Annotated in this window: 12 protein-coding genes; 8 read left to right on the top strand and 4 right to left on the bottom strand. The window is 39.2% G+C overall.

Features of this window, described 5'->3' with window-relative positions; genetic code table 11:
• The first annotated feature begins 84 nt into the window (after positions 1-84).
• From KFE94_06655 to KFE94_06640, 4 genes are all read left to right on the top strand, one after another.
• Entirely contained in the window at positions 85-618 is a 534-nt protein-coding gene (locus KFE94_06655; GenBank protein ID UTW67786.1) for an RNA polymerase sigma factor, read from the top strand.
• Positions 605-1,945 (top strand): SUMF1/EgtB/PvdO family nonheme iron enzyme, encoded by a 1,341-nt coding sequence (locus tag KFE94_06650; protein UTW67785.1) that lies wholly within the window; start codon positions 605-607, stop codon positions 1,943-1,945. The genes KFE94_06655 and KFE94_06650 overlap by 14 nt, the downstream gene beginning before the upstream one ends.
• A gap of 103 nt (positions 1,946-2,048) precedes the next feature.
• Complete coding sequence (locus KFE94_06645) at positions 2,049-3,203, top strand: cystathionine gamma-synthase (GenBank protein ID UTW67784.1); 1,155 nt, start codon at positions 2,049-2,051, stop codon at positions 3,201-3,203.
• Positions 3,204-3,286: 83 nt separating this feature from the next.
• Complete coding sequence (locus KFE94_06640) at positions 3,287-4,567, top strand: APC family permease (protein UTW67783.1); 1,281 nt, start codon at positions 3,287-3,289, stop codon at positions 4,565-4,567.
• A gap of 11 nt (positions 4,568-4,578) precedes the next feature.
• Here the strand turns inward: KFE94_06640 and KFE94_06635 are convergent, their stop codons facing one another.
• From KFE94_06635 to KFE94_06625, 3 genes are all read right to left on the bottom strand, one after another.
• Positions 4,579-6,258: a GMC family oxidoreductase gene (locus KFE94_06635; protein UTW67782.1), complete on the bottom strand. Its 1,680-nt coding sequence runs from the start codon at positions 6,256-6,258 to the stop codon at positions 4,579-4,581.
• The gene (locus tag KFE94_06630) at positions 6,258-6,872 is read right to left on the bottom strand and encodes a gluconate 2-dehydrogenase subunit 3 family protein (protein ID UTW67781.1); all 615 of its coding nucleotides are present in this window, start codon (positions 6,870-6,872) and stop codon (positions 6,258-6,260) included. Before KFE94_06630 ends, KFE94_06635 begins: the two co-directional genes overlap by 1 nt.
• A 109-nt stretch (positions 6,873-6,981) precedes the next feature.
• The gene (locus tag KFE94_06625; GenBank protein ID UTW67780.1) at positions 6,982-7,344 is read right to left on the bottom strand and encodes a hypothetical protein; all 363 of its coding nucleotides are present in this window, start codon (positions 7,342-7,344) and stop codon (positions 6,982-6,984) included.
• Between the two features lie 149 nt (positions 7,345-7,493).
• Here KFE94_06625 and KFE94_06620 point away from each other — a divergent pair, with 149 nt between their 5' ends.
• The 4 genes from KFE94_06620 (at position 7,494) to KFE94_06605 (ending at position 12,543) form a co-directional block, all read left to right on the top strand.
• Positions 7,494-7,925, top strand: coding sequence for a DUF2147 domain-containing protein (locus KFE94_06620; GenBank protein UTW67779.1), 432 nt, complete (start codon positions 7,494-7,496; stop codon positions 7,923-7,925).
• 10 nt (positions 7,926-7,935) lie between these two features.
• Complete coding sequence (locus KFE94_06615; GenBank protein UTW67778.1) at positions 7,936-8,589, top strand: hypothetical protein; 654 nt, start codon at positions 7,936-7,938, stop codon at positions 8,587-8,589.
• Positions 8,590-8,739: 150 nt separating this feature from the next.
• Positions 8,740-10,584, top strand: a complete 1,845-nt coding sequence (locus KFE94_06610) for a tetratricopeptide repeat protein (protein ID UTW67777.1) — start codon at positions 8,740-8,742, stop codon at positions 10,582-10,584.
• Positions 10,585-10,587: 3 nt separating this feature from the next.
• Complete coding sequence (locus KFE94_06605; protein ID UTW67776.1) at positions 10,588-12,543, top strand: tetratricopeptide repeat protein; 1,956 nt, start codon at positions 10,588-10,590, stop codon at positions 12,541-12,543.
• A gap of 54 nt (positions 12,544-12,597) precedes the next feature.
• Here the strand turns inward: KFE94_06605 and KFE94_06600 are convergent, their stop codons facing one another.
• On the bottom strand, positions 12,598-17,007 hold the full coding sequence (locus KFE94_06600; GenBank protein ID UTW67775.1) for a T9SS type A sorting domain-containing protein: 4,410 nt from the start codon (positions 17,005-17,007) through the stop codon (positions 12,598-12,600).
• Positions 17,008-17,059 lie beyond the last annotated feature (52 nt).

Genomic DNA, 17,059 nt, shown 5'->3' with positions numbered 1-17,059 from the left:
AGAGTAGTTTCGTAAAAAATATCCTTTCGATGTAACTTTTAAGAGAGTAACGACACTTATATCATACGAGTACTTAAATAATAGATGACGCACAAAAAGAAACAAGAATATTTCTTGAAACTATATGAACCGATTCATGATAGGTTCGAACGCTTCTGCAGGGCGAGAGTTTATGGAAATATGGATCATCAGGATTTGATGAATGAGACGTTATTGGTAGCGTTTCAGAAATTGAAATCGCTTAAATCCAAAGATTCTTTTTTGTCATATTTAATTGGGGTAAGTATTCGCATTTTATCTAATAATCATAAGAAAAAAAGAGAGGAGTCATGGCCGCAACATCCGCATTTTGATGTGGAGGATCAAGATGCAGATACTTCGAGGAAAACAGAAGTAGCCATATTGTATCAAGCTTTGAGTAGACTTCCTGATGAACAGCGAGAGTGTCTCATTTTGTTTGAAATTTCAGGGTTTTCGATAAAGGAGATTGTGCAAATACAACAAGTCTCTGAATCTGCTGTGAAACAACGTTTAAAACGCGGACGCACAAGGTTGAAGGAAGTCTTGTCCGATTCTAACTCGAATAAAATAAAGGGGGTGAAATATGAAATGTCATAAGGAAGAATATGAATTAAGACGCTTATTTCATCAAGCTAAAAATGATGCGCCCCTGGTGCACTTTGAAGAAACGCGATCCGCATTTATGGATGCTGTAAATGCCCCTGATTTTCATTCGGGAAACAAATCATCTCTTTTTTCGACAAAAGTTATCGTTATCATGACAACAATATTTAGTGCTATAGGTATAGGAGTTCTCATTTATTCGAATTTCTTTAATCCCTCTGTCATCGAAAAACCAATTCATAAAAATGTAGAGGTAAAAGAAAATACTTCAGAATGGATACTATCTGGAGATTCTACAAATAGAGAAGAACAAAGGTTAGAGCTTCGATCTGAAAATCAACTGGTTTTAATTCCTGAAGAAGTTACTGAGGAAAACTTTGAAATGCCTTTTGAGGTGGAGTTAAAAGAAGAAGAAATGATGCAACGTTTTGTTCAAATAGATGAGATTCCGCAAAAGGAAGAAGTAATTACAGTTGAACCGTATAGATTTCCAACACTGACTGAGGAGGAAGTTAAAGAGAATCAAAAAAGGAAAGCCAAACTGATTAAACAAGTGATCAAAATGGATAAAAAACGGTTTTCAGAGATTCCTGAGGGAACCATGAAAATCAATGGGTCTTCGGTTTCAGTAAATTCATTTGCAATGCTAAAAACCGAAGTGAGCAATTTAGATTACATCACTTTTCTATTTGACCTTTTGATTTTAAATAGAAAAGATGATTTTCTGATTGCGAAACCAGACCAATCCCAATGGAGAGAGGTAAATGATCATCTATATGCTGCCATGGCGGAGTATTACTTTTCGCATCCAGCATATGGTGGATATCCTGTAAACAATATTAGTAGGGAAGGTGCAGAACTGTATTGTAAATGGCTAACGGAAGAAGTAAACAGTGTATTGAAAAAGAAGGGTAAAAACCCGATTAATGATGTGAGAATTCCAACCAATGCGGAATGGGTGTATGCGGCTAAAGGGGGGATTGAAAGTTCAGCTTATCCGTGGGGAGGACCGTATGCAAAAAATGATAGAGGATGTTATTTGGCTAATTTTAGGCCTGATGGAGAAACTATGGATGTGGATGGGATAGAGATTACAGCTCCGGTGTGGTCATATGCTCCAAATAGATATGGTTTGTTTTGTATGAGTGGAAATGTAGCGGAAATGGTGTATTATGGAACAGATAAAAGTAAGCCCGGAGCCAGAGGTGGAAGCTGGACCAGCGGACTGGATGAGATTCAAATTGATGGTAAAGATCGGTTTATCGGGGAGGAAAGTGCGAATGTGAACATTGGCTTTAGATATGTGATCAGTTTGCCTTGATTTAATTAACGTAAAATTTGTTTTTGAATCTGATTTTATTCTTCATTCATACGATTGTATCTGACGATATTGAATAATTTCGTTGCTTTAAAAGATCATCAATATGGATACATCAAAAAGTAAATTTGCGACCAAGGCAATTCACGGAGGTTTAGAACCGGATCCAGCCACTGGAGCGATTATGACTCCAATCTATCAGACATCAACTTACATCCAGGACGGAGTAGGAAATCATAAAGGATATGAATATTCAAGAACACTAAATCCAACGCGTGATGCTTTGGAAAAGAACCTGGCAGCCATCGAAAATGGAAATTTTGGAGCTTGTTTTGGTAGTGGTTTAGCTGCTATTGACGCGGTGATTAAGATGTTGAATCCTGGTGATGAGGTGATCTCAACGAATGATTTATACGGTGGTTCATATCGAATTTTTAAAACCATTTTTGAGAAGTATGGAATCGTATTTCATTTTACCCCAATGGGAAATCCTGAGGATGTGGAAGCGTTGGTGAATGAGAATACGAAATTGATTTGGGCGGAAACACCAACAAACCCAATGATGAATATTATCGATATTGAAGCATTGGCAGTAATCTCGAAAAAACATCATATTCTATTGGCTGTGGATAATACGTTCGCAACTCCATATTTGCAACGCCCTTTGGATTTAGGAGCGGATATCGTGATGCATTCTGCAACAAAATATTTAGGCGGACACTCTGATGTGGTGATGGGTGCTTTGGTGGTGAAAGATGAGGATTTGGCCAATGAAATTTATAGAATCCAAAATAGTAGTGGCGGAGTAACCGGACCAATGGATTCATTCTTGGTGTTGAGAGGGATTAAAACCCTACACTTACGTGTACAAAGACATTGTGAAAACGGATCAAAGATCGCGCACTGGTTAAAAGAACAACCAAAGGTGGATCAGGTATACTGGCCGGGGTTCGAATCTCATCCAAATCACGATGTGGCCAAGCGTCAAATGGATGATTTTGGTGGTATGATTTCATTTACCCTTAAAGGGAATAAAATGGAAGATGCGCATGAGATCGTTAAAAATGTGAAGTTATTTTCGTTAGCAGAGTCCTTAGGAGGAGTAGAGTCTTTAATTGGCCATCCGGCTACGATGACGCATGCTTCAATTCCAAAAGAAGAAAGAGAAAAATCCGGAGTGGTGGATTCTTTAATCCGTTTAAGTGTGGGTGTAGAAGATGCGGATGATTTAATAGCAGATTTAGAACAGGCGTTGGCTTAGTTAACGAATTACTCGAAGTATAGAAAAGGAATAAAAAGCTATTTTTATTCCTTTTTTCATTTTAACCAAATCATAAATTCGGGATGAGTTCAAGCAAAATAGGATTAAAAGAAGCGATTTCTATTGGAATAGGTGGTATGGTTGGCGGTGGAATCTTTGCTGTATTAGGATTGGCAGTTTCACTGGCACAAGGAGGAACACCTGTTTCATTTTTAATCGCGGGTTTGATTGCATTGATTACATCATATAGCTACGTGAAACTCTCTATTACCTATCCGGATCGAGGAGGAACCGTAAATTTCATCAATCAGGGATTTGGAAATGGCGTGTTTAGTGGTGCCATTAATAACCTGTTGTGGGTAAGTTATATCATCATGTTGTCGTTATATGCATCCGCTTTTGGTTCCTACGCTCCTAATTTGTTCGAAATTACTGGAGATAAAAGTATGGATGTACACTTATATTCCAGTGCGATCATCATCTTGGCAACTTTGATCAACTATTATAGCATCGCGGTAGTAGGCAAAATCGAAAAATGGGCGGTGGTGATTAAACTCCTTATACTGATTTCATTTGTAGGGATTGGGGCATATGGATTAATTGGGAATCCAAGTTTGGCGCAACTGTCTATTGAGAATTGGGAAACACCGATTCAATTATTGACCGGAGGGATGGTCATTTTTGTAGCCTATGAAGGTTTTGAGTTGATTGCGAATGCCGCTCCGGATATTGAAAACCCAATGAAAAATATCCCTAAAGCATATTATTACTCTGTCATTTTTGTAATTGTGTTATATATCGTGATTGCTTTTATTACTGTGGGTTCGTTACCATTTAGTGATATTGCTACTGCTCAGGATTATGTATTGGCTGAAGCTGCAAAACCGATGCTCGGTCAGGTAGGTTTTACGATAATTACTGTAGCCGCTTTGATTTCTACCTTCTCAGCTATCAATGCTTCTTTGTATGGCGGAAGTCAGGTGAGTTATGAAATTGCCGAAGATGAAGAACTTCCACACCAATTAACCGGAAAGCTTTGGGGACAACCGGAAGGATTATTAATCACCGCAGTAGTGACTCTGATAATGACCAATACTTTAAACCTGGAAAGTATCTCTATTGCGGGTAGCATAGGGTTTCTGATGATTTTCGCGATGGTGAATTATGTGGGATATAAACGCTACAAAGAAGTTAACGGAAATAAGGTTATTCCTATGATAGGAAGTTTGTTATGCACCATTGCTTTAGTAGTTTTAGTTATTCAGCAATATGCGTCTAATACGAAGGGGATTTTTATAGCGGTTGGAATTATCGTTTTCTGTTTTGTGGTGGAGTATTTGTATAAAAAGAAGCATAGAGTGTAAGGAGTCAAAATCTAGTTTGACAACTTTTGTTTTAAATGCTCTGCTACCCGAAATGAGTTGGCATATATCGTAAAGGTATATGGAACACTTCCTCCTGTAGGCATAAAACTCGCATCTGTGACATATAGATTTTCGCAATCGTGAACTTTGCAGTTTTTATCCAGTACCGATGTCTGAGGGTCGTCTCCAAAACGACAACCTCCAGCCACGAGATTGGCTGGAGCGGAACCACTTACGCTGGAACGAATACGTTCTGCGCCCATTTGTTCTAAAACTTTTTCTGTTTTTTCAGCAATATATTCCCCAATTTTTAAGTCGTGCTCGTGATATCCCAATCTGACTTTAGCCACGGGATCCCCCCATTTATCTACGACTTCATCATCTAATGTCACAAAGCAATCATCCGTAGGTAACCAGTCGTTAAAAATCTCAAATGTCAAATGACGTTCTTGCGTGAAGTAGTGATGCATTCTTTGTTTTAGAGCTTCTCCCCAAATCAAACCATCTCTGCCCCATTTTAATCGAATGGAACGCGCAATTGGATTGGCATGTTTCCATAGGAAATCTACTGTTCCACCTTTGACCTTACCGCCAAATTCGTCATCGTCAATTTCATACCATTCTTGTAGCGACCTATTGACAAAGGTGCCGCGAGACTTCAATTTAGTTACTTCTTCATCAGAGAATTTATCATAGGGGAACTCTCCGTGTCCGACTCCACCGGCAGAAAAAATGATGTTTTTTCCCAGTTGACCGTTGTTGTTACCAATTCCATTTGGGTGCTTCTCTCCGGGAGACATCAATAACAATCTAGAGGTTTCAATAGCCTGACACGCGACTACAAAAGTTTCGGCCTTAACAATCACCTCTTTTTTGTTCTCATCGTAATAATGCGCAGAAACCACTTTGCCATTTTCATCGGTGGTGAGTTTAAAAACCTTAGCATATGGAGTAACCGTCAAATTTCCAGTTTTCAATGCAGGATCTAGTAATGCTGCACGCGCACTACCTTTAGCTCCTGAAGAACATGGATAGCTTCCACAATAATTGCTGTAATAACAAGGATTACGCTCATCCTTTGGTTTAGAGACAATTGCTCTTGGTGTAGGAATAGATGTATACCCCATTTCATCACACGCCTGATCAATCAGTTCCGCAATATAATTTTCGGTCAGTTTAGGATAAGGGAAATCAGGAGTAGATCTTGGTTCTTGAAATTGATGAGGAACCACTTTCCCGGATACCCCAACGACTTCTTCGGTCATTGCATAAAACGGCTCTAAATCTTCATATTCAATAGGCCAGTCTGCAACATTAGCCCCTTCAATGGGGCCGTAAGTAGATAATAAGTTGAAATCATTCGGTTTTAAGCGATGAAAATATCCGCTCATTAAATTACTGGAGCCTCCCACCAGACTACCATTCCAAAAATCTCTACCGCTGTCATACGTGGATTTTGCATCCCAATGATCTTTATGTTTGGTTTCTAAAACATGACGTTCATCCTTCAAATTAGGTGTATAGACACTCCTTCTACACACTGAAATTTCATCTTTACTAAAATCTTTTTCAGTAAACCATGGTCCTTTTTCTAATACCAACACTTTTTTTCCCGCACGAGATAAAGTATATGCGATTGGTCCAGCACCGGCACCACTTCCTACAATACAAACTTCTGTTTCTACTGTCATTACGATATAATCAATTTGTGATACATGTTTTCTACGGTTGCTCTGGGAACTCCTGGGGTATGTTCTAACCACTTCCATCCGGCTTCATTATTATTTGAACCATAAATGGGATCACTCAATAAAGCTTCAAAAATGAGTGTCAGAACTACACTTAACCAGTTTTCTCCCCAACCTTCCTGAGCCATAATTTGAAGTACATTTTCTTTTTCCTCAAAGTTTAACGAAACGAAATTTTCATTATAGGTTTCGGTAGCGGTTTCCTGTGTCCATCTAATTCCGTTGCGCATTTGTTTAATGCTATCGGGATCGCGATATGGATCGGTCAGGACCCAGGTATAATATTGTGCAGCATGAATTTCTTGTGCTCCCGGACTGTCTTTACTGGTTGGAAATAAATGATTTTGTACCGCAATCAGCGTATTAAAATCCTTATCCGAAAGTTGATTGTGAATGTCGTGAATGGGAGTAGCTGAGCAGGCAATTACAGAGGGAATCATAGCGGTAGCAGAAATAGCAGCCATTCCCAAAAGGAAGTGACGTCTGTTTAATTTGGTACGATGCGGTTTTTCCGAAAACATCTTGATCGAATCGGATGCTACATTTTTGTTTCCCATATGGATTGCTTCAGAGTATCAAAAGTATTCTAATCTATTCGAAAATGCGGACAAAAAAATACCCAAGCATTCGCTCGGGTACATTTTATCTGTGTGATTATAAACTATACTATTGGCCGCCACATTTTCCTTCGCCACATTTATGCTCTTTCTTTTCTTCTTTTTTCTCAGATTTTCCTTCGCCACACTTACCTTCTCCGCATTTTCCCTCGCCACATTTGCCTTCTTTCTTTTCAGACTTTTTAGCTTTCTCTTCTTTTTTCTCAGATTTTTTACCTTCTCCACATTTTCCCTCGCCACATTTACCATCAAAATCAACGGTATTTAATGCTAGAAGTTCAGTTGATTGGTTTGCTTGTGCGGAAATCTCATCGGCCTGGATTTCAGTGGTGGTGAATACAGCAAATGCGCTTAATACAATAGCGCCTAATATAACTGCACCTGCCTTAAAAATGTTCTTTGATTCTTTCATAACTAAATGATTTAATGGTTTTTTTATGCTACGAATGTATAAGTCAGGATCAAGATTAATTGTCGCAGGATTTACAATTTCATTTTTTTTAACGCATGATGGAAGAAATCAATGCTTAAATTTGAGGGATAAAATAAATAACAACAAGTATGAAAAAATTATTGAGTTTATGTGTATTGTTCGCTTTGTCTTCAGTGATGTATGCCCAAAAAGCGGATGACTTAATCGGAGTTTGGTTAACCGAAGGAGGAAAATCCAAGATTGAAATCACGAAAAAAGATGGTAAATATTATGGTTCAATTGTGTGGTTAAGAGATCCCAATAATGAACAGGGAAAACCAAAAGTTGATAAGCATAATTCAGATGAAGATTTACGTACAAGACCAATTTTAGGTTTAAACTTATTGGAAGGATTTGAATGGGATGATGGAGAATATGAAGAAGGCACGATTTATGATCCGGAGAGCGGCAAGACCTATAGTTGTGAGATTACATATGAAGATATGAATACCATTAACGTAAGAGGTTATATTGGATTCAGTTTAATGGGGCGTACTACTGTGTGGACCCGGGTTAAATAGTTATTATAAAATGAAAATTGGGAAGAGATTATTTTTTTTAGCCTTATTAGGATTATCGATTGTTTCTTGTGAGCCTGAAGTTGGGTTTACAGAACCGCAACCTACCGATGTGGAAAATGCAGAGAAATTCAAACGTAAATTCACCGGTAAGTATTTATGTATTGAAGATAGCTCTATCCTAATTGTTTCAAAACGTGAGATTCTACGAAATTGGAATTTTGAAGTTACAGTGGATTCTAATGAGAACATTGAAACTGCGGTACGAAATATCAACGTGGATGCAGATGAGGCTGATTTGGTAATTACTCCAAATGATGATTCGTCTTCCTATATTGTAGACTTTACCAAGGAAGTTTTTAGGCTAGGTAATAATCGAATCTTGAAATATGAAGATCGAATTTGCTATTTGAATTATGAGAATAGTGATGGAACCTGGGAAGTTCGGATTCTGAAATTTGATGATCAGGGGTATTTAACATTAAATGACCTGAGTCTGGGAGTAAGTGATCTGGAGGAAATTCGTAACACCACTGAAGTTTCTGAAAAAACCGATGAGGAAGGAAAAGTCATTGCCTACCAAATTCAACCCTCCAGAAAAGAGTTTGATGAACTGCTAAATACGGATTTTTATGAGAGTGGTCAGAAGTTTGTGAAAATCAAATAGACAAAAACAAGATGGATTCTTAGCGCCTGTAGATTTCTACAGGCGCTTTTTGTTTATGCAAGTTTCAAAAATGATTGTTGAAATTAAAACAGGTTTTTCACGAAGTAAATATGTGAGAATAATAGATTTGTATACACTTAAAAAAACAACTTGAACCAAAAACATAAAAAGCTATTAGCCGGTATTTTGATTGGGACACTATTCGTGTATTTACAATCACTTTCTTTTGACTTTGTGAATTGGGATGATGATTATTATGTCATTAACAATTTGGAAGTCACTAATCCGACCATGGAGAACCTGCTTTCATTTTTTACTCAAGGTAATACAGCCAATTATCATCCTATAACGATGTTGAGTTTAGCGTTTAATTATGCTTTGGGAGGAGAGAATGCCTTTGGATATCATTTGTTCAATTTGATTTTTCATGTTTTTAATACCGTTTTGCTTTATGTCTGGGTCCAAAGAATTTGGCCGACTCGGGAGTACTTGCCTTTGTTCATTGCTGGAGTTTTTGCCTTGCATCCTATGCATGTGGAATCTGTAGCCTGGATTTCTTCAAGAAAGGATGTCTTGTTCTTTTGTTTCTATTTTTTAGGACTTTTAAGTTATCAGGAGTTTCATAAATCGGGTGCCCGGAAGTATTTAATAGGAACATTATTGTTTTTCATTTTTTCCGCATTATCAAAACCTACGGCAGTTATATTTCCGATACACTTACTCTTAATAGATTACTTACAATCACGTGAATTATCCATAAAACTAATCGTAGAAAAAGTGCCGTTTTTCCTGGTTTCCGTGATGATCGGATTGGCGACAGTGTTGGTACAAACAGATGCCGGAGCGGTGAATGTAGATGCGTATTCAGTTATTGAAAGATTGCAACTGGCGAGTTATGCGTTAAATATGTATATCGCAAAATTTATTGCGCCAATGCATTTATCTTCTTTCTATCCTTATCCATCAAGACCATTTGAAATGCTGGTAAGTATTGCCCCAATAATATTTGCGGCAGGTTTGGGAGGTGTATTATGGAAATGGCGTCAAAATAGAAATGTGGTCTTTGGTGTTTTATTTTTCCTGTCTTCATTGGCTTTGTTGGTACAGTTAGTCACGGTGGGAAGCACAATTATTTCCGAACGTTATACCTATTTGGCGTATGTAGGATTGAGTTTGGCTATTTACTTTATTCTGGAGGATGTGGCCTTTAATAAACTAAAAGCTGAAAAGAATTTAAGCATTGCTTTTATGGTTGTATTGATCGGATTTTCTTTAGTGTCTTTTAATAGAGTGAAAGTTTGGAAGAGTGGCGAGACACTTTGGACTGATGCGATTGAAAAATTCCCTGAAGTTGCGGGCTCATGGGGCGGAAGAGGCGTGTATTACCGTATGGAGAAAAAATATACCAAGGCACTCAAAGATTTAAATCAGGCGGTGGCTCTTAATCCGAATGAAGCTATGTTTTATAGTAACCGTGGGAATATATTCTTTGATTTAGGGCAAGATGACAATGCTTTGTTTGATTATAACAATTGTATTCGATTGGATTCAACCGATGAAAATGCTTTTGCCAATAGAGGAGCCATTTTCGGTCGAAGAGGGCAGTATGATGAAGCGGTTATGGATTTATCCAGAGCAATTGATTTAGATCCGGATTTTGTAAATGCGTATATGAATCGAGGGATCATTTATAGTGTGCTGAATCAACGAGAACAAGCTAAAAACGACTATCGAAAATGCGTGGAATTGGAGCCGGATAATCATGGGATTTGGAATGCGATTGCCGTAGAATACCAGTATTTAGGTGCTTTTGATTCTTCGGTTGCGGTGTTAAATACTGCAATTCAACTGGAACCAAATGAAGGAATCTATTATTTCAATAGAGGAATTTCTTATCGATTACTTGGAGATCAAACTTCAGCAAATGCGGACTTTGACTACGCGACAACTTTGGGAGTACAAGTAGATCCTGGTTATTACCAGCCAATCAATTAACAAATGAATTTAGATCGAAGATCCATATATGAATTGTTGGGAATCGTTCTGATCACCCTGATTTTGTATTGGCCATCTACACAATTTGATTTCGTCAATTATGATGATCAGGTCTATGTCCTGGAGAATGCGTTTGTGCAATCGCCAACGATGAATTCTTTATTGGATGGTTCCGGCACGGGCAATTTTCATCCGTTAACCATGATTAGTTTGTGGTTGGATCATACTTTGGGCAATGGAAGTGCGCAAATGTATCATGTCAGCAATGTACTTTGGCATTTATTGAATACGGTATTGGTTTTCTTTCTGGTTCAGAGAATTCTTTCAAATCATAGAGGAGTTCCATTTTTTGTAGCGTTATTATTTGCCATTCATCCCATGCATATTGAGTCGGTCGCCTGGATTTCCAGTCGTAAAGATTTAGTGTATACTTTTTTTTATCTCAGTGCGCTGATTGTTTATAATCAATACTTGATGAAGCAACAAAAGCAGTTTTTAGTTTATACTCTGGTTTTAGGTGTATTATCGTTATTGTCTAAACCGGCTGCAATCACTCTTCCCGTGGCTTTGGCATTACTGTACTATTGGGAATCCGGAACGATTCAGGCAAAGAAACTTCTGGAATTAGCTCCTTTGTTTTTGGGAAGTATCATTATTGGGCTATTGACAATACAGTTGCAGAGTAATGATGCAATCAACGATTTAGAAACATATTCCGTAGTAGAGCGAATGGGTTTCGCTTTATATGGGATATACTATTATACCATTCAGAGTATATGGCCATCTGGTCTTGTTGCAATGCATCCATATCCGGCCGGTGATGAAATGACCAGCATAAGTTTTATTGCTCCTATGTTAGGTGGAATAATTATGTTACTATTAGCTGCTTGGGGATTTAAAAAAGATCGAAAACTGCGTTTTGGCATTTTGTTTTATCTCCTCAATCTTGTGTTGATGTTACAGTTGGTGAGTATTGGTAGAGCTATAGTCGCAGAGCGCTATACTTATTTATCGTATCTGGGATTGTTTTTGGTTTTTGGAGTTTTGTTGAGTTCGATCACTAAAATCAAAGAGAATAAATCTTCATTTTATGTATTGGGAATAATTGTAGGAGGACTTTTTTTCTTTATATCGATCAAACAAGTCAGAGTTTGGGAGAATAGTGAAACGCTTTGGAGCAAAGCGATTCAAGAAAACCCACAGGATTGGTACGGATATATTGGAAGAGGGAATTATTATCAGGAAATAGGTAAAGAAGCCAAAGCATTAGCTGATTTTGAAAAAGCGATACAGGTGGCTCCGGATCAGATTGATAATTATTTTAATTTGGGAGACTTACAATACAAAATGCTTCAGGTGAAAAAGGCAGTTGCAACCTATTCCTTAGCTATTGAACAGCGACCTGATTACGAACAGGCATATATCAATAGGGGACAGTTTTATATTGCATTGCAAGATGGGGCCAGCGCATTGGCAGATTTTAATCAGGCGATTGCGCTGAATCCAAATTCTTATTTGGCTTATAATAATCGTGGGAATTTGTATTTGATGGTAGGAAATATAGCTGAGGCTGTAGCAGATTTTAATAAATCGATCGAAATAAATCCTGATTACGCCAATGCGTGGTACAATAGAGGGACTGCATTACTAAATTCAGATTTGAAGAGTGCTCAAAGAGATTTAGAACAAGCAGTGACGATTAATCCAGGTTACTTTGATGCCTACAACAATTTAGGGAGCCTGTATTATCAAAAGAATGATTTAGAACGAGCATCATGGGCCTTTACCCAGGCTTTACAAATCAATGAACATGCTGGAAGTGTGTGGTTGAATTTGTCGGTGGTAAAAAATAGTTTGGGAGATTATAGGGGCGCTTTAGAAAGTGCTTTAAGTGCGCAAAAAGAAGGAGCTCAGGTGGCGGACTCTTATCTAAATCAGTTGCGATCTAATATTAGATAATAAAAAAGCCGTCTGTTAGGACGGCTTTTCTAATTTGTGTGGTATCTCAATATACTATCTAATTACAATATGTTTTACTACTTTTTGGTTTTCAGCCTGGATTTGGATGAAGTAAGTACCCGTAGGAAGATTTGAAACATCTAGAGTAGAAGTTTGATTTCCATTTACTTTTAAGATGTTGTTGATCACATGTTTTCCACCCATATCAGTGATGATTACCTGAACTTCCTGACCATTGAAACCTTTCATGTCAATGTTTAAATAATCAGCAGCTGGATTCGGATAGATATTTACTGAAGCTTTGTCAAGTGTAGGAATATCTAATATGAAATCTACAAAAACAGTATCCGCTCCGTAACATCCGTTTCCATCAGTGACTACAACAGAAATAGTTCCCATGTTAGTCAATGTCACATCAAGCGTTTGGTTTGTGGTTAAATCACTCCATAAGTAAGAGTTGAAACCCGCACCAGCATCCAATGTATAAGTGTTATTTCCACCATCAACCCAAACGATAGAAGTATCCGGACCTAAGTCCACCACCACAGGATTGAATACATTGAATGAAACAGCATCATCAGATACACAACCATTGCTATCCGTAGCAGTTACAGAATAATTCTGTGAACCAGGAGACAAACTATTTGCATCGACAATGATTTGCGAAGTCGTTGCATTGGTATTCCAGATGTAAGATACAAATCCGGAAGAAGCGATTAGAGTATCGATTTCATAAGCGCAAAGATCATTTGCACCAGATATAGCGACCCCAGTAGCCTGGAATACGGTTACATTAATGGTATCGAATCCAATACAACCGTTACTATTTGTAACAGTAACAGAGTAATCTGCCACACCAGGAGTAGAGGTATCCACATTATAAGTTTGATTCGTAGAGTTGTCTTGCCACAAGTAAGAAGCAAATCCAGCTCCAGGATCAAGAGTTAATGATCCACCAAAACAAACAGAAGTATCGTTACCTAAATCAACAGATAGAAGAGGCGGTTCAGTGACCATAGCAGAACTGGTATCTGTACACCCATTTGCATCAGTTATAGTCACGGTATACGTCCCTGCCATGAGTCCTGTAATAGAAGCTGTAGCCGCACCAGTGTTCCATGCGTAAACATAAGCAGTAGTACCACCCGTAGCAGAAGCAGTTACACCACCATCAGCTCCACCGAAACAAGTAACGTTAGAATCTACCACGGTAGAAGCGACTAAAAGCGCAGGTTCAGTGATGACAAGTGCAGCAGTAGCCGTACAACCATTATTGTCAGTTACAGTTACGGTATAAGTACCAGCAGCAAGGCCAGTCACAGAAGCAGTAGCCGCTCCGGTATTCCATAAGAAAGTATGAGAAGGAGTCCCACCGGTAGCGATAGCTGTAGCCGCACCGTCTGCAAGACCGTTACAAGAAACGTTAGCATCTAAAGTTGTTGACACAACTAAAACAGTTGGTTCGGTAACGATAGCAGTGCTTGTTGCAGTACAACCATTAGCATCTGTTACAGTTACGGTATAAGTACCTGCACATAAATTAGTGATTGGATTAACCGCAGAACCATTTGACCAGATATACGAATATGGAGCAGATCCACCGGTGATATTGGCAGAGATTTCTCCATCACAAACGCCATTACAAGATACATTAGAAACTACGGTTGTAGTAACGACAAGAGCTGCAGGCTCTGTAATGGTAATTGAAGTATTTGCAGAACAACCGTTAGCATCAACGATAGTGACAGAATAAGTACCAGCAGCGAGACCAGTTACAGTTGCTGTAGTAGCACCGGTTGACCAGGTATACGTATAAGTCCCAGTACCACCAGTTGCAGAAGCTGTAGCCGCACCGTCTGCAAGACCATTACAAGAAACATTATTATCGACAACTGTACTAGCGACAAGAGCAGCAGGTTCAGTGATGATAACAGAAGTAGAATCGGTACACCCATTTGCATCTGTAACAGTTACAGAATAAGTTCCTGCGATCACACCAGTAATGGATGCTGTAGTAGCAGCGTTATTCCACATATAAGAATATGCACCAGTACCTCCTGTAGCAGAAGCCGTAGCGCCACCATTAGAAAGGCCATTACATGTTGCATTTGAATCTGCCACGCTAGCTGCTACTAAAGCTGCAGGTTCTGTAATTGTCGCTGAGCTTGTCGAAGTACATCCATTGGCATCAGTAACTGTTACAGAATATGTATTAGCCACTACTCCTGTAATTGAAGCTGTGGAAGCTGTATTAGACCAATTGTAAGAATAAGGAGTGGTACCTCCGGTAGCTGAAACTGTAGACCCACCATTGGAGAACCCGTTACAAGTTACGTTGGAATCTACAACGGATGCTGCAGTTAAAGTTGTAGGTTGAGTAATATTTATAGAACTGGAGTCGGTACACCCGTTGGCATCGGTTACTGTTACAGAATAGGTCCCAACCGCGATACCGGTGATTGAAGCTATAGTTGCTCCATTAGACCATGTATAAGTGTAAGCTGTTGTACCACCAGTTGCAGAAGCTGTCGCCCCACCGTCTGTAAGTCCATTACAAGAAATATTCGAGTCTACAACAGCAGTAGAGATGAAAACAGCTGGTTCAGTAACCACGGCCGAGGCTGTGTCCGAACATCCATTGGCATCTGTAATGGTCACGGTGTAGGTTCCCGCAGGAACATCATGTGCAATGTTTGCAGTTGTACCATTTGACCAGGCATATGTATATGGTGAGGTTCCATAAGTTCCGGAAGCGGTCACATCACCATCCGAAAGTCCATTACAAGAAACATGATTGTTCACAAGTGTTACAGGAACCATGGTTGCAGGCTCTGTAATTGTGACAGAAGCAGAATCTGTACATCCATTGGCATCTGTGATGGTCACAGAATAAGTTGTAGCAACTACACCAGTAATCGAAGCATTAGTCGCGCCATTATTCCAGGCATAAGTATAAGCACTTGTACCACCTGTTGCGGCAGCAGTAGCTCCTCCGTCACTAAATCCATTACAAGAAATATTAGAATCGACTACAGTAGCAGCGACTAATACAGCAGGTTCTGTAATTGTCACAGATGAAGTTGAAGTTAAACCTCCATTATCCGTAACAGTAACAGAATAATTTCCAGCAGCAACACTTGACATGGTTGCACTTGTGGCTCCGTTGCTCCATGCATAGGTGTATGGAGAGGTGCCTCCTGTAGCTGAAGCCATAGCTTCACCATCGGTTAATCCATTACATGAAACATTGTTGTTTACCACAGTTGATAACTGTGGACCCGAATTGATCACTGTTGATGCAGAATCGGTACATCCATTGGCATCGGTGATCGTAACACTATACGTTCCAACAGGGAGATTTGTGATTGAAGCTGTAGTTCCACCCGTATTCCACTGATAATTATATGTCGTAGTTCCACCAGTCGCGGAAGCGGTAGCTCCTCCATCTGAACATGAATTACAACTTGCGTTGGAGCTAACCGTAGCGGAGGAGACTAAATTAGCGGGTTCGGTAACAATGACAGATGAAGAGTCTGTACATCCATTAGCATCAGTTACGGTTACGCTGTAAGTTCCAGCGACCGCCCCGGTCGTAGAGGCCGTGGTTGCACCATTTGACCATAAGTATGTATAGGCTGCTGTACCGCCCGTTGCGGATGCTGTGGCACCACCATCCGAAAGTCCGCTACAGGAGACATTATTGTCAACTACGCCTGATGAGACCAGTGTGGGGGGCTCTGTTATAGCAGTATAAACGGTATCCGCATTTCCGGCCGAATCAGAAACGATAACAGAATATGTTCCAGCAGTAAGTCCGGTAATAGAATTTGTTGTGCCTCCAGTAGACCATAAATAGGATATCGGGCCAATATTTCCGGTCACACCCACGGTAGCTGAGCCATCAGAAAGTCCATTACAAGAAACATGATTATTTACAGATATGTTTCCTGAAATCCCAATTAAAATCTCAGTTACCTGAACAATGGCGCTATCTATAGCAAAACTGTCACAGTCAACTGCAGGATCAACAGCAACGGCTAAATTTCCCGTAAACGTTGCAGTATAAATGATTTGTGGTAGCACGCCACAATAATCATCATTAAATCCTACAATAGGACCAGAAAGTTGATTGAACGCTCCGGCAACTGATTGCGTATCATGGTAAAGAGTGATGATCGGATCATAGTAAATCCCAGGAGCACCAATATAGTATGCACTATCAGCAAAATATTGTGTTTCGCACATAGAAATCCAATATGTTTTTCCTGAATCAACCTGAACACGATGGAAGTCTCCTCCCCATGTAGTAGTACTGGTCATTGTATCTCCAACACCAGAAGGCGTTAAATCAAATTCACCAAATTTTTGAAAGTTATTGTTGGGAACAGGACATTGTGCGTGCAGTTGCGCTCCAAAAACAATAAAAGAAATGAATAGAAATAATCGGAGTAGATTTGTTTTCATTAGCATAGATTTAAAATCAAATATAAATGATTCCGATAGGAGATTTTTTGAC

It is taken from the genome of bacterium SCSIO 12643, from assembly GCA_024398135.1.
Taxonomy (GTDB): Bacteria; Bacteroidota; Bacteroidia; order Flavobacteriales_G; family Salibacteraceae; genus CAJXZP01.
Note: the sequence above shows the minus strand (reverse complement) of the source record. Positions and strands in the feature narration are given on the sequence as shown.